Source organism: Yersinia enterocolitica subsp. enterocolitica (assembly GCF_901472495.1).
Taxonomy (GTDB): Bacteria; Pseudomonadota; Gammaproteobacteria; order Enterobacterales; family Enterobacteriaceae; genus Yersinia; species Yersinia enterocolitica.
In genome coordinates, this window is record NZ_LR590469.1 from 4,331,835 (window position 1) to 4,351,572 (window position 19,738).

Genomic DNA, 19,738 nt, shown 5'->3' on the forward strand with positions numbered 1-19,738 from the left:
ATATAGTGTCGAAATAACCTTGAAAATTTGAGGGATGACCTCATCTAATCTCCAGTAGCAATTTTGACCAATATTGGAGGTGTTATGCGTCTGGATCGTCTTACTAGCAAATTCCAGCTTGCCCTCGCCGATGCCCAATCTTTAGCTCTTGGGCGCGACAACCAATTTATTGAACCGTTACATTTGATGAGCGCACTGCTCAATCAGGATGGGGGGACGGTTCGCCCATTGTTGACCTCGGCGGGTATTAATGTCGCCAGTTTGCGCAGCGACATTGAGCAAGCATTAGGTCGTCTTCCACAAGTTGAAGGGACTGGCGGTGATGTTCAGCCATCAAATGAGCTAGTCCGTGTATTGAATCTTTGCGACAAATTAGCGCAAAAACGTGCAGATAAATTTATTTCGTCAGAACTGTTTGTTCTGGCCGTACTTGAAGATCGCGGTACTTTAACTGACATGTTAAAGGCAGCCGGAGCAACAAAAGATAAAATAAATAAGGCAATCGAAGATATGCGTGGTGGTGACAAAGTTGATGACCAAGGTGCTGAAGACCAGCGTCAGGCATTGAAAAAATTCACTATCGACCTGACTGAGCGGGCGGAGCAAGGCAAGCTCGATCCGGTTATTGGCCGTGACGAAGAGATTCGCCGTACTATTCAGGTACTACAGCGCCGGACTAAAAATAACCCGGTGTTAATTGGTGAACCTGGTGTTGGTAAAACAGCCATTGTTGAAGGTCTGGCGCAACGAATCGTGAATGGTGAAGTGCCAGAAGGCCTGAAGCATAAACGTGTGCTTTCATTAGATATGGGCGCACTAATTGCAGGTGCGAAGTATCGTGGTGAGTTTGAAGAGCGCTTGAAAGGCGTGTTGAATGATTTATCAAAACAAGAAGGTAGTGTGATCTTGTTCATTGATGAGTTGCATACCATGGTCGGTGCCGGGAAAGGCGACGGGGCGATGGATGCCGGCAACATGCTGAAACCTGCATTAGCACGCGGTGAATTACATTGCGTTGGTGCCACAACACTTGATGAGTACCGTCAATATATAGAGAAGGATGCGGCGCTAGAGCGGCGTTTCCAGAAAGTGTATGTTGCGGAGCCAACTGTTGAAGACACTATCGCCATTTTACGTGGGCTGAAAGAGCGCTATGAACTGCATCACCATGTGCAGATAACTGACCCGGCAATTGTGGCTGCGGCAACGCTATCTCACCGCTATATCTCGGATCGTCAGTTACCGGATAAAGCTATCGACCTTATTGACGAGGCCGGTTCTAGTATCCGTATGCAGATGGATTCAAAACCGGAATCATTGGATCGCCTGGAGCGCCGGATTATCCAATTGAAACTGGAACAGCAGGCATTGAAGAAAGAATCTGATGATGCCAGCAAAAAACGTCTGGAAATGCTCAATACCGAATTAGAGCAAAAAGAACGTGAATATTCAGAGCTGGAAGAAGAGTGGAAGGCAGAAAAAGCTGCCCTCACCGGAACTCAGAATATTAAAACCGAACTGGAACAAGCCAAAATCAGCTTAGAGCAAGCTCGTCGTGTGGGCGATTTGGCGCGGATGTCAGAACTTCAGTACGGTAAAATTCCTGAGCTGGAAAAACAGCTAGCAGCGGCAACGGCGCTTGAAGGGAAAACCATGAAGTTACTGCGTAACCGGGTGACGGAAGCAGAAATTGCGGAAGTGCTGGCGCGCTGGACGGGTATTCCTGTATCTCGCATGCTGGAAAGTGAGCGTGATAAGTTGCTGCGCATGGAACAGGATCTACATAAACGCGTGATTGGGCAGGATGAAGCTGTTGAAGCCGTATCCAATGCTATCCGCCGTAGTCGTGCTGGGTTATCAGATCCGAACCGCCCAATTGGTTCCTTCTTATTCTTAGGGCCAACAGGGGTTGGTAAAACCGAGTTGTGTAAAGCGCTGGCAACCTTCCTGTTCGACAGTGATGATGCCATGGTGCGTATTGATATGTCCGAGTTTATGGAAAAACATTCCGTTTCTCGGTTGGTTGGTGCGCCTCCAGGCTACGTGGGTTATGAAGAAGGTGGTTACCTGACAGAAGCGGTGCGCCGTCGCCCTTATTCTGTCATTCTGCTGGATGAGGTAGAAAAAGCGCATCCGGATGTATTCAACATTCTTTTACAGGTGTTGGATGACGGGCGTTTGACTGACGGGCAGGGTAGAACAGTCGACTTCCGTAATACGGTGGTCATCATGACCTCTAACCTCGGTTCAGATTTGATTCAGGAACGTTTCGGTGAAAGAAGTTATAGCGAAATGAAGGAAATGGTGATGGAAGTTGTCACTCACCACTTCCGCCCTGAATTTATCAACCGTATAGATGAGGTTGTGGTCTTCCACCCACTGGGCCGAGCGCATCTGGCTTCAATTGCCAGTATCCAACTGGAGCGCCTGTACAAACGGTTGGAAGAACGTGGCTATCAGGTCACTATTACTCAGCCTGCGTTGGAGTTCTTGGGCGAGACTGGCTTCGATCCTGTTTATGGTGCGCGGCCATTGAAACGTGCAATCCAGCAGGAAATCGAGAATCCACTGGCGCAACAGATACTTTCCGGCAAATTAATACCGGGAGTCCCTGTTACTCTTGATGTGGAAAATGGGCATATCATTGCTAAACAGTAATGGTAAATCCTTGAGGGGGCGAGAAATCGTCCCCTTTTTGTTTTCTTTTTCACCGTATTTCGTGTTTTTGCCGCATTAGTGAGCGGTTGAAAATTTTTTTGAAATTAGGGGTTGCAGGCTGTCAGGAACTCCCTATAATGCGCCTCCACTGACCGGGAACAACGAAACAGACTTCGCCGGGTCAGGAAGAGAAATGATTGAGTTTGACTTCGAAAGAAACCAAATAAACTCTTGACTCTTCAGCGGGAAAGCGTATTATCTGCCTCCCGCGTTACCGTAAGATTCGCCGCAAGGCAAACGGGTAACGAACGCTCTTTAACAATTTATCAGACAATCTGTGTGGGCACTCGCAAGACGATATCGAAGCCTGTTTCGACAGGCAGAAGCAATATCAAAGTCTTGAAGAGTGACCAAAGCAGTACACATTTGAACTTCGGTTCGAATGCATATTTGCAGAAAGTAATCTTTGAGCATCGCTATGTTAATTCATAGCAAATCAAACAAATCTTAAATTGAAGAGTTTGATCATGGCTCAGATTGAACGCTGGCGGCAGGCCTAACACATGCAAGTCGAGCGGCAGCGGGAAGTAGTTTACTACTTTGCCGGCGAGCGGCGGACGGGTGAGTAATGTCTGGGAAACTGCCTGATGGAGGGGGATAACTACTGGAAACGGTAGCTAATACCGCATAACGTCTTCGGACCAAAGTGGGGGACCTTCGGGCCTCACGCCATCGGATGTGCCCAGATGGGATTAGCTAGTAGGTGGGGTAATGGCTCACCTAGGCGACGATCCCTAGCTGGTCTGAGAGGATGACCAGCCACACTGGAACTGAGACACGGTCCAGACTCCTACGGGAGGCAGCAGTGGGGAATATTGCACAATGGGCGCAAGCCTGATGCAGCCATGCCGCGTGTGTGAAGAAGGCCTTCGGGTTGTAAAGCACTTTCAGCGAGGAGGAAGGCCAATAACTTAATACGTTGTTGGATTGACGTTACTCGCAGAAGAAGCACCGGCTAACTCCGTGCCAGCAGCCGCGGTAATACGGAGGGTGCAAGCGTTAATCGGAATTACTGGGCGTAAAGCGCACGCAGGCGGTTTGTTAAGTCAGATGTGAAATCCCCGCGCTTAACGTGGGAACTGCATTTGAAACTGGCAAGCTAGAGTCTTGTAGAGGGGGGTAGAATTCCAGGTGTAGCGGTGAAATGCGTAGAGATCTGGAGGAATACCGGTGGCGAAGGCGGCCCCCTGGACAAAGACTGACGCTCAGGTGCGAAAGCGTGGGGAGCAAACAGGATTAGATACCCTGGTAGTCCACGCTGTAAACGATGTCGACTTGGAGGTTGTGCCCTTGAGGCGTGGCTTCCGGAGCTAACGCGTTAAGTCGACCGCCTGGGGAGTACGGCCGCAAGGTTAAAACTCAAATGAATTGACGGGGGCCCGCACAAGCGGTGGAGCATGTGGTTTAATTCGATGCAACGCGAAGAACCTTACCTACTCTTGACATCCACGGAATTTAGCAGAGATGCTTTAGTGCCTTCGGGAACCGTGAGACAGGTGCTGCATGGCTGTCGTCAGCTCGTGTTGTGAAATGTTGGGTTAAGTCCCGCAACGAGCGCAACCCTTATCCTTTGTTGCCAGCACGTAATGGTGGGAACTCAAAGGAGACTGCCGGTGATAAACCGGAGGAAGGTGGGGATGACGTCAAGTCATCATGGCCCTTACGAGTAGGGCTACACACGTGCTACAATGGCAGATACAAAGTGAAGCGAACTCGCGAGAGCAAGCGGACCACATAAAGTCTGTCGTAGTCCGGATTGGAGTCTGCAACTCGACTCCATGAAGTCGGAATCGCTAGTAATCGTAGATCAGAATGCTACGGTGAATACGTTCCCGGGCCTTGTACACACCGCCCGTCACACCATGGGAGTGGGTTGCAAAAGAAGTAGGTAGCTTAACCTTCGGGAGGGCGCTTACCACTTTGTGATTCATGACTGGGGTGAAGTCGTAACAAGGTAACCGTAGGGGAACCTGCGGTTGGATCACCTCCTTACCTCAGATACGCATTGCGTAGTGTCCACACAGATTGTCTGATGAATGTAAACGAGCAAGAGCACCTGTTGATGAGGGTGATGATTGTGTTGTAAGGCCTCGGTATCGAGTTTTTACTGCATCAGTCGTTCGAATGTGTCACCACATTCTCACCTTTACACAAAAATACTGAATCCATGATTCAGTAGAAATTTTTGTGTCCCCATCGTCTAGAGGCCTAGGACACTGCCCTTTCACGGCTGTAACAGGGGTTCGAATCCCCTTGGGGACGCCACTCCGATAATGAGTGAAAGACATTATCAACCGGTTCTTTATGAACTCAAAAGTATCTTAAAGATGACTTTAACAAGTCGTGTTTAAGATATTGCTCTTTAACAATCTGGAACAAGCTGAAAATTGAAACAATACAGCTGAAACTTATCTCTCCGTAGAAGTACTGAGATAAGGATTAACCTGTATTAGAGTCTCTCAAATAATCGCAATGCCAATGTGTTTATCATTGTTGCAGTGTGAGCGAGAAGATACTCAGCAAGGCGTACAGCGCACAGCAACCGGAGTGAACGCTACGTTCATGAAGATTGCGCGCACTGCACAACGACGCAGAGTGTGTTCGCAGCCACACCAATAAAGAAGAAACATCTTTGGGTTGTGAGGTTAAGCGACTAAGCGTACACGGTGGATGCCTAGGCAGTCAGAGGCGATGAAGGGCGTGCTAATCTGCGAAAAGCGTCGGTAAGGTGATATGAACCGTTATAACCGACGATACCCGAATGGGGAAACCCAGTGCAATTCGTTGCACTATTGCATGGTGAATACATAGCCATGCAAGGCGAACCGGGGGAACTGAAACATCTAAGTACCCCGAGGAAAAGAAATCAACCGAGATTCCCCCAGTAGCGGCGAGCGAACGGGGAGGAGCCCAGAACCTGAATCAGCATATGTGTTAGTGGAAGCGTCTGGAAAGTCGCACGGTACAGGGTGATAGTCCCGTACACAAAAATGCATACGTTGTGAGTTCGATGAGTAGGGCGGGACACGTGACATCCTGTCTGAATATGGGGGGACCATCCTCCAAGGCTAAATACTCCTGACTGACCGATAGTGAACCAGTACCGTGAGGGAAAGGCGAAAAGAACCCCGGCGAGGGGAGTGAAATAGAACCTGAAACCGTGTACGTACAAGCAGTGGGAGCACCTTCGTGGTGTGACTGCGTACCTTTTGTATAATGGGTCAGCGACTTATATTTTGTAGCAAGGTTAACCGAATAGGGGAGCCGTAGGGAAACCGAGTCTTAACTGGGCGAATAGTTGCAAGGTATAGACCCGAAACCCGGTGATCTAGCCATGGGCAGGTTGAAGGTTGGGTAACACTAACTGGAGGACCGAACCGACTAATGTTGAAAAATTAGCGGATGACTTGTGGCTGGGGGTGAAAGGCCAATCAAACCGGGAGATAGCTGGTTCTCCCCGAAAGCTATTTAGGTAGCGCCTCGTGAACTCATCTTCGGGGGTAGAGCACTGTTTCGGCTAGGGGGTCATCCCGACTTACCAAACCGATGCAAACTCCGAATACCGAAGAATGTTATCACGGGAGACACACGGCGGGTGCTAACGTCCGTCGTGAAGAGGGAAACAACCCAGACCGCCAGCTAAGGTCCCAAAGTCATGGTTAAGTGGGAAACGATGTGGGAAGGCACAGACAGCCAGGATGTTGGCTTAGAAGCAGCCATCATTTAAAGAAAGCGTAATAGCTCACTGGTCGAGTCGGCCTGCGCGGAAGATGTAACGGGGCTAAACCATGCACCGAAGCTGCGGCAGCGACACTTAGGTGTTGTTGGGTAGGGGAGCGTTCTGTAAGCCGTTGAAGGTGACCTGTGAGGGTTGCTGGAGGTATCAGAAGTGCGAATGCTGACATAAGTAACGATAATGCGGGTGAAAAACCCGCACGCCGGAAGACCAAGGGTTCCTGTCCAACGTTAATCGGGGCAGGGTGAGTCGACCCCTAAGGCGAGGCTGAAAAGCGTAGTCGATGGGAAACAGGTTAATATTCCTGTACTTGGTGTTACTGCGAAGGGGGGACGGAGAAGGCTAGGCTAGCCGGGCGACGGTTGTCCCGGTTTAAGCATGTAGGCGGAGCGACTTGGTAAATCCGGTTGCTTATCAACGCTGAGGTGTGATGACGAGCCACTACGGTGGTGAAGTAGTTGATGCCAAGCTTCCAGGAAAAGCCTCTAAGCATCAGGTAACATTAAATCGTACCCCAAACCGACACAGGTGGTCAGGTAGAGAATACTCAGGCGCTTGAGAGAACTCGGGTGAAGGAACTAGGCAAAATGGTGCCGTAACTTCGGGAGAAGGCACGCTGGCATTAGGTAAAGGGACTTGCTCCCGGCGCCGAAGCCAGTCGCAGATACCAGCTGGCTGCAACTGTTTAATAAAAACACAGCACTGTGCAAACACGAAAGTGGACGTATACGGTGTGACGCCTGCCCGGTGCTGGAAGGTTAATTGATGGGGTCAGCCGCAAGGCGAAGCTCTTGATCGAAGCCCCAGTAAACGGCGGCCGTAACTATAACGGTCCTAAGGTAGCGAAATTCCTTGTCGGGTAAGTTCCGACCTGCACGAATGGCGTAATGATGGCCAGGCTGTCTCCACCCGAGACTCAGTGAAATTGAACTCGCTGTGAAGATGCAGTGTACCCGCGGCAAGACGGAAAGACCCCGTGAACCTTTACTATAGCTTGACACTGAACATTGAGCCTTGATGTGTAGGATAGGTGGGAGGCATCGAAGTGTGGACGCCAGTCTGCATGGAGCCAACCTTGAAATACCACCCTTTAATGTTTGATGTTCTAACTCGGCCCCATAATCTGGGGTGAGGACAGTGTCTGGTGGGTAGTTTGACTGGGGCGGTCTCCTCCCAAAGAGTAACGGAGGAGCACGAAGGTTAGCTAATCACGGTCGGACATCGTGAGGTTAGTGCAAAGGCATAAGCTAGCTTGACTGCGAGAGTGACGGCTCGAGCAGGTACGAAAGTAGGTCTTAGTGATCCGGTGGTTCTGAATGGAAGGGCCATCGCTCAACGGATAAAAGGTACTCCGGGGATAACAGGCTGATACCGCCCAAGAGTTCATATCGACGGCGGTGTTTGGCACCTCGATGTCGGCTCATCACATCCTGGGGCTGAAGTAGGTCCCAAGGGTATGGCTGTTCGCCATTTAAAGTGGTACGCGAGCTGGGTTTAGAACGTCGTGAGACAGTTCGGTCCCTATCTGCCGTGGGCGTTGGAAGATTGAGAGGGGCTGCTCCTAGTACGAGAGGACCGGAGTGGACGAATCACTGGTGTTCGGGTTGTCATGCCAATGGCATTGCCCGGTAGCTAAATTCGGAAGAGATAACCGCTGAAAGCATCTAAGCGGGAAACTTGCCTCGAGATGAGTCTTCCCTGGGGCTTTAAGCCCCCTGAAGGAACGTTAAAGACTATGACGTTGATAGGCTGGGTGTGTAAGTGCAGCGATGCATTGAGCTAACCAGTACTAATGATCCGTGAGGCTTAACCTTACAACACCAAAGGTGTTTTGTATTTGAGAGATAGATATTGATTTTCAGCGAATGTTCCGAGATTGGGCTGGCTGGCTGTGTGAATGATTGCATAGCGGGTTAGTTTAGACAGAATTTGCCTGGCGGCCATAGCGCGGTGGACCCACCTGAACCCATGCCGAACTCAGAAGTGAAACGCCGTAGCGCCGATGGTAGTGTGGGGTCTCCCCATGCGAGAGTAGGACACTGCCAGGCATCAAATCAAGCCGAGACCCCATGCCAAAAGCGTGGGGTTTTTGCTATGTGGGAAATAAAAAAAACGATAGAAATAGTTTTTTTGCGTGGATTTTTGTGCGTAAAAAGCCAAATAAAAGAGAAGGCTACCCTGTCGGGTGTAATGCCAGTCAGTTAAGCAACTGACTGGCATTTTTGTTCCTGGCTTTTCCATATTTATACGGCCTTTCCTTCACCACCCTCGGGAAGGCTCTTTCTCTTCTTATCGGTAACTTCACCATCTGCGCCATGCTCTCCATATCCCGCATCAGTTCCGGGATACGACCTGGTGAAGCTCCCTGCAGCGTCATCAGCATCCGCATCACCATCCCGCACGATTCTGAGAAGCTCAGCTGATTCGGCCAGTATCCTTTCAGCGCTCCCGTCATCTTAATCATCTGATAACGCACCAGATTATAGCCCAGCAGTACTCCCCATAGCTCCTGCTCAACAAGCTCCGGCTTTTTACTCCGCAGCGTCAGCCTGCTCAGTTGCATTGTCTGTTTGCCAGACCACGCCATCCACGGCCAGCAACGTCAGGCCGCACCAGTGAGGATGGGTGACGGAGCCATGCCACAGCTGCGCCGTTTGTGAGAATACCCGGCGAACAGCCTCGCTTCCCAGCCTTTGCCGTGCCTGGATAACGGCGCTGGGGGCCACGAAGGGGCGGTCGCCCGGCAGCATGATATCCAGCCGGTTAACGATTTGATGAAGAGGTTCTTTACGCTCGAGCGCCATCCCGACAATGCACCAGACCATCATTTCCAGCGGCAGGCGGCGCTTGCGCAGAGTCACCATGCCGGATTCGGCAAGACAACGGGAGATGAGCTGGGGGTCGAGGTAATCTCCCAGTGTGGTCAGTGGGTTACGCAGTGAGTCGTAGCGGGAAACGAGATCAAGAGCCTGTCCGATGTGCATAAAAAAATCCGGAAACGAAGAACATTTCTGGATTCTTACACAACCACTGGATCGGTCAACCGATCCTTAACTGATCGGCATTTTTGTTCCTGGCTTTTCCATATTTATACGGCCTTTCCTTCACCACCCTCGGGAAGGCTCTTTCTCTTCTTATCGGTAACTTCACCATCTGCGCCATGCTCTCCATATCCCGCATCAGTTCCGGGATGCGACCTGGTGAAGCTCCCTGTAGCGTCATCAGCATCCGCATCACCATCCCGCACGATTCTGAGAAGCTCAGCTGATTCGGCCAGTATCCTTTCAGCGCTCCCGCCATCTTAATCATCTGATAACGCACCAGATTATAGGCCAGCAGCACTCCCCATAGCTCCTGCTCAACAAGCTCCGGCTTTTTACTCCGCAGCGTCAGTCTGCTCAGTTGCATTGTCTGCTTGATTTCCCGGTAACCCAGCTCAATTTCCCAACGATGACCGTACAGATCCGCCATCTCTCCCCCGGGATAACGCATCGTATCTGTCATGGATGTCAGCAGGTGGTACACCTTCCCTTTTCGGGTGATGGTCAGCAGGCGGGCTGTCATTTCAGCCCCCAGCTCGGGCCACTTTTTCCGGGCCTGTGGGCTGGTTTTCAACTTCACCAGATGATCGCCTTTTCCCAGTTTCCGTATCTCTTCATACTGTGCGCCTTTCTTCAGCGGGATCATCCAGTGGCGGTGCTCGCCGGCCTGGCTCCAGGCATTCAGAAGCCCCAGTGAGTAGTAGCCTTTATCCATCAACGTCAGTGTGTTATCAGCAGTCTGGTCTATCAGTTGCTCAGCCAGCGTGTATTCGCTTTCTTTCATCGTACCGAAGGCCGCCGCTGTTAACAGGTGGCTGGTCAGTTCCATCTGGCAGACCATTTTCACCTGTGGGTAAAGGCCCGGTTGTCCGGCATAAGTCTGGCGCGGGAAGGCGGTATCGTTCTCTGGCGTATCTGGTGTTCGCCAGACCACGCCATCCACGGCCAGCAACGTCAGACCGCACCAGTGAGGATGGGTGACGGAGCCATGCCACAGCTGCGCCGTTTGTGAGAATACCCGGCGAACAGCCTCGCTTCCCAGCCTTTGCCGTGCCTGGATAACGGCGCTGGGGGCCACGAAGGGGCGATCGCCCGGCAGCATGATATCCAGCCGGTTAACGATTTGATGAAGAGGTTCTTTACGCTCGAGTGCCATCCCGACAATGCACCAGACCATCATTTCCAGCGGCAGGCGGCGCTTGCGCAGAGTCACCGTGCCGGATTCGGCAAGACAACGGGAGATGAGCTGGGGGTCGAGGTAATCTCCCAGTGTGGTCAGTGGGTTACGCAGTGAGTCGTAGCGGGAAACGAGATCAAGAGCCTGTCCGATGTGCATAAAAAAATCCGGAAACGAAGAACATTTCCGGATTCTTACACAACCACTGGATCGGTCAACCGATCCTTAACTGATCGGCATTAACCCTGTCGGGTGGCCTTTTTTGTTTTATGGTTCTGAGACGACCCGAGCATGATATTCGACAAGTAGGGTAACGCTTCAATTGACTGCCTGATAGAGGCTATAGCCAGTCACCGCGCCTGCGACATCCCAGGCAAAGTCTTTCCAACTCCAACCAGTACCACCTTGGCGGCTATCATATAGCTCTTTGCCCGCGCCGATACCTATCGAAAATAACAGGCCGAAATTACGGCTTCTTGCATCAGACCAATTCTGATGTTCGCCATAGGCTGTACCCGCAGCAGCAAGTGCGGCAGAAGCAAAGAAATGTTGTGCTTTATCCTTCCCTGTCCAACTGTCATTGGCCGTATGGGTACATGCAGAACTGGCGAAAAGTAGCGGGGCAAGAATTAAAGGGCGAAGATAAGGTGAGTACCACATGCAGTCTCTCCCTTGGTAAGAGACAGAAAACCCGGCATAGTTGAAGTGAACCCCATTTATTGGACACTTTTCCTGGCGGTTGACATGGCCTGATTTCGGTACTGCACCGGACTCAGGCCGTTTAATTTTACTTTGATCCTTTCGTTGTTGTAGTAATGGATATACTCATCCACCGCTTTTTTCAGTTGTTCTACATCTTCGTATTTTTCATTGTGCCAGCATTCAGTCTTCAGCAGACCAAAAAAGTTTTCTATCACGGCATTATCCAGGCAGTTGCCCTTGCGCGACATACTTTGCTTTACTTCGCCAGACCCCAGCCTTTTCTGATAGCTTGCCATCTGATATTGCCAGCCCTGATCCGAGTGAAGTACAGGTTCATCGCCTGAGTTCAACTTCTGTAGCGCATCATCAAGCATTTTATCAATCAGGTTCATTCCGGGATGCGTATCCATCTGCCAGGCAACGACTTCGCTGTTATACAGATCCAGCACGGGTGACAGATACAGCTTTTTACCCCTGACGTTGAACTCGGTCACATCCGTTACCCACTTCTGGTTAGGGGCTTCGGCAGTAAATTTTCGAGCAAGTATATTAGGGACCACTTTACCGTAGGCACCCTGATATGACTGATATTTTTTACGACGCAGGTTAGATGCAAGCTGCTGTTGCCGCATGAGTTTTCGTACGGTTTTATGGTTAAGACTTCCGCCCTCATTGCGTAGGGCCAGCGTTATTCTGCGGTAACCATAGCGACCTTTATGATGGTGAAACAGGGTTTTTATTCTTTGTTTCTCATCCGCATAAGTCTCTTCACGACCACTGGATTTTACCTGCCAGTAGAAGGTGCTGCGCGGAAGATCGGCCACGTAAAGCAAGGTCGCAAGTTTATACAGATGCCTTAATTCAGTGATTATTCGCGTTTTTTCCGCTGCTTCTCCTGAATCAAGGCACGCAGCTTTTTTAAGTAGGCGTTCTCTGCACGCAGATATTCCAGCTCTTCTTCTATGCTACGGAACTCCGGGTAAGGGGCCGTTGCTTCCTGAGCAGAATGCTTTTTCTTCCCTGACATAGTCGGTCGTCCTCTGGGTTTGTTGCGAAGCGCAATAATACCCCCTTCGCGGTAAAGTCGCGCCCATCTGTTGATGGTGCAGGCTGTCGCAATGTTGAATTTTGCGGCCGCTTTGCGGGAGGACTGATGATTATCCTGCATCCAGAGAAGTACCGACCCTTTGAAGGCAGCGGAATATTTTTTGGTCGTGATGGTGAAGCCATTCTCTCCGCTGGCTTTCCAGTGCTCGGTCCAGAGGCGAACCGTGCCGTGGTCAAGGCCAAATAGTCGGGCGGTACGCCTGGCTCCATCATCACTGTTGAGGAAGTGGAGAACAACCTGACGCTTGAATTCAGTTGTGTATTTTCTTTTACCCATTAAACGCAAAACCCCTACTCGCTGGGTGTCCAACTTTCGGGGTTCACTTCATAGTCCCGGGTTTTTTGTTTTAGATTTACAGAATGCGACTAATCAGCCGGTCGATACGAATTCTGCGTAAGCGACGGATCAGCTTACGTACCTTGACCGGATATTGCTGAATATTCTCAAGTTCAAGGTAGTGTGAAACAATTTTAGTATGAGTTCTAATACATTCCAGCTCTTTTGCACGCTGCTCATGCATCTCATGCTTAGGATCGTGGATCAAAATGGCATTTTCCAGATCCAGACGCCATGCTCGTGGGTTCAGGTTATTACCCGTAATCAACTGCCAGTTATTATCTACCCACATTCCTTTGAGATGATAAGTATTGTCGCCATCTTTCCATAAACGAACAATCAGTTGGCCATTATCCACAAAGCGCTGTAAGCGGCTGAGGAAGCGGCGCAAGTTGATTTCATATAAGTATGGCAATGCGCCTATGATTTTAAACGGTTGATCTTCGGGAATATAAAAATCGTTTGCTGTTTTGTCGCCAACAATAATCTCAACCTGTTTACCTTCGCGCAGCAGATAAATGATATTGCGAACTAACAATGCAGGTAGATTGAAGTAGGGGGTGCAGATAGTGAGGCGTTCATCTGCGGAAGCCATTAAATGATGAATTGTCTTGTTGAGTTGGCTTTTTTTACCTAGCCCAACCAACGGGGTTACTGCTAATTCATCATTACCAGCCTGTGCTGGGAATTGATAACCGATATCTCGCAGTGATGAGCGAAACTGCCGGGTTTCGTTTTTGATCTCGGGATTAGTCGGTCGATCGGTGCGATCGAGACGTTGAACAGCACCTGCGCTCAGAATCCGCTGCTTCACATAATCAACCATAATATTGGCCAATGATGGATTTGTGATTAATTGGTAGCGATCATAGCGATACTTATCATTTTGATAGAGATAGACGTCATTGATGCTGGCACCGCTGTAAATAACGGTGTCATCAATGACAAAACCTTTCAGATGCAATACGCCAAGGGCTTCGCGGGTATTCACCGGGACACCATAAACCGGAACACAGACGTCTGGATGCTTCTCTGCCATCTCACAATACCAATCTGCATTAGTATTAACGGCGGCGGCCCCAATACGGCCACGCTGCGCACGGTGCCAGTCTACTAATACACAAATTTCTAGCTCAGGATACCGCTGCTTCGCCTGATAGAGGGCATTCATCACATCACGGCCTGCATCATCCTGCTCAAGGTAAAGCGCCACCAGATAGATACGTTTGGTCGCCTGGCCTATCAATTCCAGCAGAGTAGAGCGGAAAACCTTGGGGCAATAAAGCGTTTGGACATCATCAACTGGCTGGGGGAGTTTGGGCAGTTGTGCAAGGTGTTGTTGATGTTTGCTACGTTTGAATTTTGACAACATCACAGTGCGCTTCTTCTCTTGTTATTTGATGGCAGAACCGCCATATCCAAAAAAACACTAATCCATAGAGTCGGGCGATAATACCACTACTTTTCCGGATTGTGCGCAAGTTTTGCCAACCGTAGACCGAATCACTTATCTATGTGGGCTATATCACAGTGATTCATGTTATTGAAATCAAAGTGTCAGCTCTAGATTAACGATCCCATCCTCCATCTGCACATCAATACTAAAACCCAGTTTTTTCGCCAACCCTATCATGCCGCGGTTGTTGGGCATAGTGACCGCGGTTAGGCGTGTTAAGCCGTGGCTGCGGGTGTACTGGATCATTTTCTCAAGCAATTCTCGTCCCAGCCCCAGCCCTTTTAGATCCGAGCGCACCAATACGGCAAACTCCGCATCAATATTGTCAGGGTCGGACAGTGCGCGCGTAACGCCAATGATTTCCGGCCCTGCCGCAGTTTGGCGCACAGCAACAAAGGCCATCTCACGATCATAGTCAATTTGGGTCATATTCGCCAAATCGTCGTGACTGAATTCGTTGATTTCGCTGAAGTAGCGATAATAGAGATCTTCTTTAGTCACTTGATCGATAAATAATTTTAGTAGCGGTTCATCTTCCGGCAAGATGGAGCGAAACAGGCAATCAGATCCGTCTTTTAGCACCACGGTTTGTTCTAACTCGTGTGGGTAGGGGCGAATTGCCAGCCGCGCTTGTGGGTCACCAGTAACAGGTGCCAACTGCATTGATACATCCAGTAACGTGAACTCACTGCCAGAAGCAAGCACGGGATGAATATCTAAACGTGAGATTTCAGGGCAATCAAGAATCAGGTTAGAGACTTGCACCAGCAAGCGACTTAGCCCCGGGATATCCAAAGGTTGCAGTGAACCACGGTTACGGATTTTTCCACCTTTGACCGCCTGAATAATCAGGTAGCGGGCTAATGCCATATTCAGTGGCGGTAATGCAACGGCGGCCTGTGTTTCATGGTGCCATTCAATACCGCCTTCCCCTAGCATAATCAGTGGGCCGAAGATGGCATCTTGCTCGACAGCAATCCGCAGCTCCTGTGCTCCAGCACGGTTTGCCATACTTTGTACCAGTAAACCGTCGATACGGGCTTGAGGATAAGTCCGTTTCACGCGATCGAGGATATCGTCTGCGGCTCGTTGCACTTCCATTGCGGTACGCAGGTATAACATGACTCCCTGAACTTCTGACTTGTGCACAATATCTGGCGAGCGGAGTTTGATAGCCACCGGGTATCCTAGCTGCTCGGCGATGTGTACCGCTTCAACACTATCACTGGCAATCCAGGTTGGTAGCATGCTCAGGCCATAGGCTTCAAGAATCGGCTGCACTTCATGGGTATCCAGTTGAGTTGTTCCTTCTGCCAGCGCCTGGCGAATTAACTGGTGTACATGCGCAGTATTGGCAGTGAGGCCGATAGGTAGCGCAGGTGTTTCTTTCAACTGTTTTTGGTTGCGGCGGTATTCTACCATGTGCATAAAAGCAGTAATGGCCCCTTCCGGGGTGCGATAGGTCGGGATACCGGCTTCCGTGAATAAACGCCGGGCATCTTGTGATGAATATTCACCGCACCAGTTAGTTAGCAAAGTAATGCGCTTGCCACGTGGGTGCTGGCGGATGGCCGATATCAATAACTCAGCTGTTTTACTGCCTGGTGCCGCAGCACTCGGTGAGTGGATCAGCAGTAGCGCATCATAATCGGTACTGTCCAATAAGGGTTTAAGCGCCGCTAAATAGCGCTCGGCGCTAGCATCATCTCGCAGGTCTATTGGGTTACGTAAGGAAACAAAAGGAGGTAGCGCTGCACTCAGCGCGGATTGGGTGCTATCAGAGAGTGTAGCCAACTTACCGTTACGGCTAATTAACTCATCTAATGCCATCGCCGCTGGGGCTGCCCCATTACTCACAATTAGTAGCCGCTCACCGCGCAGTGGATGCATATGACTCAGCGTTTCGACTGCCGAAAATAGCTCGTGAGTATCCTGAACCCGTAACAGGCCAGCACGTTGAATAGCGGCATCATAGGCGGCGTCCAACCCTTGCTGACCATTGAGTAACTGTTGGGCGCGTTGGCTGCGGCCACTTTTTACCACCAGAATTGGTTTATTGCGTGAAGCACTACGTGAAGCCGATAAGAAGCGACGTGCATCACTAATATGCTCGATATACAACATGATCGCGCTGGTTTTACCGTCTCGGGCAAGGAAGTCGAGTAAGTCATCGACATCAATATCCAGGCTATCGCCCAGCGCAATAAAATAGGAGAATCCCACTTCCCGTTGCTGTGCCCAGTCCAAAATGGTGTTAGCTACCGCCGCTGACTGGGAGATAAACGCCAGTCGGCCTTTTTTGATAGGAACTGGCGAGAAGCTGGCATTTAACCCTTGCCACGGTGCCAGCAAACCTAAGCTGTTTGGGCCAAGCAGGCGTATGTGGTGACGCTGCGCGCAGGCTTTTAGCTCAGGAAATTGTTCAGTTGCCGCCGACAGGATAATCACAGCCTTACAGCCTCGGGTACCCAAATCCTCCAGCAGAGTGAGGTTACGGCGATCATGGGTACATAAAATGGCTAAGTCAGGCGTGATGGGCAGGCTGGCGATATCGGCGTAAGCCAACACACCGCAAACTGCTTTATGAGTAGGGGTGACAGGGAGGATTGGGCCATTGAACCCGCCATCCAGCAGATTACGCATCATCAGAAAACCTGCACGCTCCGGTTTTTCAGAGGCACCAATAACGGCAATAGACTTCGGGCGTAGTAGTGCTTCTAATCCACGTTGGCTCATATTATCCCCGTCATCTTTCAAGTTGCATAAGTTAGAGGCTGCTTTACTGATTTTATGCGATATCTTCGATACTTGCTGTGACTCGGCCCACTGGATGATGAGGTTTTCCGGCTAAATATTGCTGACGGAAATAATGAAAATGCGCGGTTAATCCATCCGCTGCCTGAATATCACCGGCTTGTTGCAGCAGGGCGGCGGCAACCTCGACAGTACAATGTTGTTCCGGGCGTTGTGCTTCACGCAATAGATAATCCGAGGTGTTGCTGACATTCAGCGACAACATAGGTAGTTCGGAAAGATAAGGGCTTCGGCGGAACATTTTTTTAGCTTCAGTCCAGGTACCATCCAGTAAAATAAATAACGGTGGTTTATCGCTAATAGGTAATTGATTGAGTACCTGCCGGTCAGGGTCGGCATATTTTTCCGGAAAGACCACATAAGGCTGGCGAGAAGAGTCGCGTATTGCGGCTAACAGCTCAGGATCAACTTCTGTTCGCGCCCAGAGGAAGGCTTGAGTGTTTGGCAGAATATCAGCAATTAGGCGGCCGGTATTACTGGGCTTAAGGGGTTCGGTATCAAACATGATCAGGCAAAAGCGGCTGCTGGCCGGTTGTGGTTTGATGGTGTCACACAAACAAAAACGCTCAGTCAGCAGGCAGCCTTGGCAGCGAATAGCGCGGCAACCACGGGCGCGATACGGGCGGGTAGACGCGGATAACCGCTGCTGGCGTAACCGCAGTACTGCATTTCCCGTCGTTATGACCGTAGGCAAAGCCTGGTCGGTAGTAGATGATTCAGTCACGACGGACTCCTGAAGAAATAGCGCTATTCTAATCAACCCCGGTGCTCAGTCATACCATAAAAGAAAAAACAACGCCCCAACAGAAAACTGTCAGGGCGTGGGCTTTATCGGGTAGTTGAACGGCCCCGAATGGTGATAAATGAGTTAAACTAGCTTAGCGGGCAGCGGGTTCCACTGATAATTGCTCATTTAGCCAATTATCAAAAGCTGCCTTTGGCAATGCGCCGCTAAGCATATCGACCATTTTGCCGTTTCGATACAGCATAATGGTGGGAATGCTGCGGATACGGAAACGAGTGCTGAGTGCCGGTTCTGCTTCAGTATTGACTTTAACAAAGCGAACTTTTGCGGCGCGCTCTGCGGCAACTTCTGTAAAAATGGGCGCGAAGCTGCGGCAAGGGCCACACCAAGGAGCCCAAAAGTCGATGACGACCGGCAGGTCATCTTGTAGCAGTTTATCCAGTGTTTCGGCGGTGGCGTTAATGACGCTGCCATCAAATAAAGAGTGGCCGCAGCGCCCACATTTAGCGCCGTCATCAATACGTGCTTCAGGTAGGCGATTCGTCGCCATACAAGCTGTACATACCGTATTCATAAATTAGCCTTTATTTTGTATCTGAGTAGATTAAGAGAAACCAGACAGTCAATATGAGCTGAATTGTTTCGTTGTTGTTATCTATTATGGGTATAAATGAAGTCATTGCCAAAATGGTTTATTCGATGAATACGATAGTTGCTAGCTTTTAGCGCTTGCTTATGGCTAACCGAGCAGACATCAGGTAATCTTCGCGCCCTGCGCGTTGGTGGAGAAGACAATGAACGATTCATTTAGTGGCAAAAACGGCAAAGTTAAAGTGATGTACGTCCGCAGTGACGAAAACAGCAGCGACGACCGTAACAGCAATAACCGGGGTAAAAACCCGCGTCCGGCAGGCAAAGGTCGTCCGGGTGATAATGCAGGTCGGGGCAGTTCACCGCGTAATAATGACTCACGTCGTAACGATTCCGGCCGTAATGAACGCGTGAGTCCTGGCCGTCCGGCGCGTTCTGATAATAATGGCCCTTACGATTCACCGTGGAAAACTGTGTCTCGTGCGCCATCAGAAGAACCTGAGTTTGATCACGGTGGCATCAGTGGCAAAAGCCATGTGGATCCGGCGCAATTGCGTCGTCAGCGGGCTGAAGAAACACGCGTTTATGGCGAAAATGCCTGTAAAGCGCTGTTTGAAAGCCGCCCAGATGCTATCGTGCGCGCCTGGTTTGTGCAGTCAGTTACCCCACGTTTTCGCGAAGCGCTGAAATGGATGGCGGCTAACCGCAAGGCTTATCATGTGGTTGAAGAAGATGAGCTGGCAAAAGCGTCTGGTACTGAACACCACGGTGGCGTGTGTTTCCTGATTAAGAAACGTCAGGGTTTGGATGCAGAAACTTATCTGCAACAGCAAACTCAGGCGAAAGATGGCATTGTAAAAGATTGTGTACTGGCACTGGAAGATGTGGGTAACCCACATAATCTGGGCGGCATTATGCGTACCTGTGCGCACTTTGGTATTAACGGCGTGTTGCTGCAAGACCCAGCGATGCTGGAGTCTGGCGCGGCAGTTCGTACAGCAGAAGGTGGTGCGGAGCATATCAAAGCAATCAATGCTGATGATTTCCTTTCTGTGTTGGATACTTTCCGTAAAGCTGGCTACACCATCGTGACCACCTCAAGCCATAAAGGTGTCAGTCTGGCAAAAGCTGAACTGCCAGCTAAAATGGTGCTGGTTTTAGGGCAAGAAAGTGATGGCCTAACCGACAGCGCCTGGCAGCAGGGTGATGTGAGTGTGTCTATCGGCGGTACTGGCAAAGTCGAAAGTTTGAATGTGTCAGTCGCGACAGGTATTTTGCTGTCGGAGTGGTGGCGTCAAAATCAGGCCTAACCCA

Annotated in this window: 9 protein-coding genes, 1 tRNA gene, 3 rRNA genes and 1 pseudogene; 6 read left to right on the forward strand and 8 right to left on the reverse strand. The window is 50.2% G+C overall.

Annotated elements, in window-relative coordinates:
• The first annotated feature begins 84 nt into the window (after positions 1-84).
• The 5 genes from clpB (at position 85) to rrf (ending at position 8,502) form a co-directional block, all read left to right on the forward strand.
• Positions 85-2,658: an ATP-dependent chaperone ClpB gene (gene clpB / locus FGL26_RS20395; RefSeq protein ID WP_005167451.1), complete on the forward strand. Its 2,574-nt coding sequence runs from the start codon at positions 85-87 to the stop codon at positions 2,656-2,658.
• Positions 2,659-3,167: 509 nt separating this feature from the next.
• A 16S ribosomal RNA gene (locus tag FGL26_RS20405) occupies positions 3,168-4,710 on the forward strand.
• Between the two features lie 197 nt (positions 4,711-4,907).
• A tRNA-Glu gene (locus FGL26_RS20410) sits at positions 4,908-4,983 on the forward strand.
• Positions 4,984-5,361: 378 nt separating this feature from the next.
• Positions 5,362-8,268 (forward strand): 23S ribosomal RNA (locus FGL26_RS20415).
• A 118-nt stretch (positions 8,269-8,386) separates the two neighbouring features.
• Positions 8,387-8,502 (forward strand): 5S ribosomal RNA (gene rrf / locus FGL26_RS20420).
• The 16S, 23S and 5S rRNA genes sit together here with 1 tRNA gene alongside, the layout of an rRNA operon.
• A 149-nt stretch (positions 8,503-8,651) precedes the next feature.
• Here rrf and FGL26_RS20425 read toward each other — a convergent pair.
• From FGL26_RS20425 to trxC, 8 genes and pseudogenes are all read right to left on the reverse strand, one after another.
• Positions 8,652-9,438, reverse strand: a pseudogene (locus FGL26_RS20425) (transposase domain-containing protein).
• Positions 9,439-9,493: 55 nt separating this feature from the next.
• Positions 9,494-10,831, reverse strand: a complete 1,338-nt coding sequence (locus FGL26_RS20430; RefSeq protein WP_011815237.1) for an IS4 family transposase — start codon at positions 10,829-10,831, stop codon at positions 9,494-9,496.
• Positions 10,832-10,990: 159 nt separating this feature from the next.
• Positions 10,991-11,332: a YfiM family lipoprotein gene (locus FGL26_RS20435; RefSeq protein WP_011816956.1), complete on the reverse strand. Its 342-nt coding sequence runs from the start codon at positions 11,330-11,332 to the stop codon at positions 10,991-10,993.
• Between the two features lie 56 nt (positions 11,333-11,388).
• A protein-coding gene (locus tag FGL26_RS20440) for an IS3-like element IS1664 family transposase (RefSeq protein ID WP_102990149.1) occupies positions 11,389-12,758 on the reverse strand; the annotation gives its coding sequence in 2 pieces (ribosomal slippage) (positions 11,389-12,296 and positions 12,296-12,758; 1,371 coding nt in all).
• A 76-nt stretch (positions 12,759-12,834) separates the two neighbouring features.
• Positions 12,835-14,187, reverse strand: a complete 1,353-nt coding sequence (pssA, locus tag FGL26_RS20445) for a CDP-diacylglycerol--serine O-phosphatidyltransferase (protein ID WP_371836884.1) — start codon at positions 14,185-14,187, stop codon at positions 12,835-12,837.
• Positions 14,188-14,367: 180 nt separating this feature from the next.
• Positions 14,368-17,010 carry a bifunctional acetate--CoA ligase family protein/GNAT family N-acetyltransferase gene (locus FGL26_RS20450; RefSeq protein ID WP_005167461.1) on the reverse strand — a complete coding sequence of 881 codons (2,643 nt, stop codon included), beginning with the start codon at positions 17,008-17,010 and terminating at the stop codon, positions 14,368-14,370.
• A gap of 52 nt (positions 17,011-17,062) precedes the next feature.
• On the reverse strand, positions 17,063-17,812 hold the full coding sequence (locus FGL26_RS20455) for a tRNA-uridine aminocarboxypropyltransferase (RefSeq protein WP_005167462.1): 750 nt from the start codon (positions 17,810-17,812) through the stop codon (positions 17,063-17,065).
• A 154-nt stretch (positions 17,813-17,966) separates the two neighbouring features.
• Complete coding sequence (trxC, locus tag FGL26_RS20460) at positions 17,967-18,407, reverse strand: thioredoxin TrxC (RefSeq protein WP_005167463.1); 441 nt, start codon at positions 18,405-18,407, stop codon at positions 17,967-17,969.
• A gap of 220 nt (positions 18,408-18,627) precedes the next feature.
• On the opposite strand from trxC, the gene FGL26_RS20465 reads away from it, so the two are divergent.
• Positions 18,628-19,734: a tRNA/rRNA methyltransferase gene (locus FGL26_RS20465; RefSeq protein ID WP_005167464.1), complete on the forward strand. Its 1,107-nt coding sequence runs from the start codon at positions 18,628-18,630 to the stop codon at positions 19,732-19,734.
• Positions 19,735-19,738 lie beyond the last annotated feature (4 nt).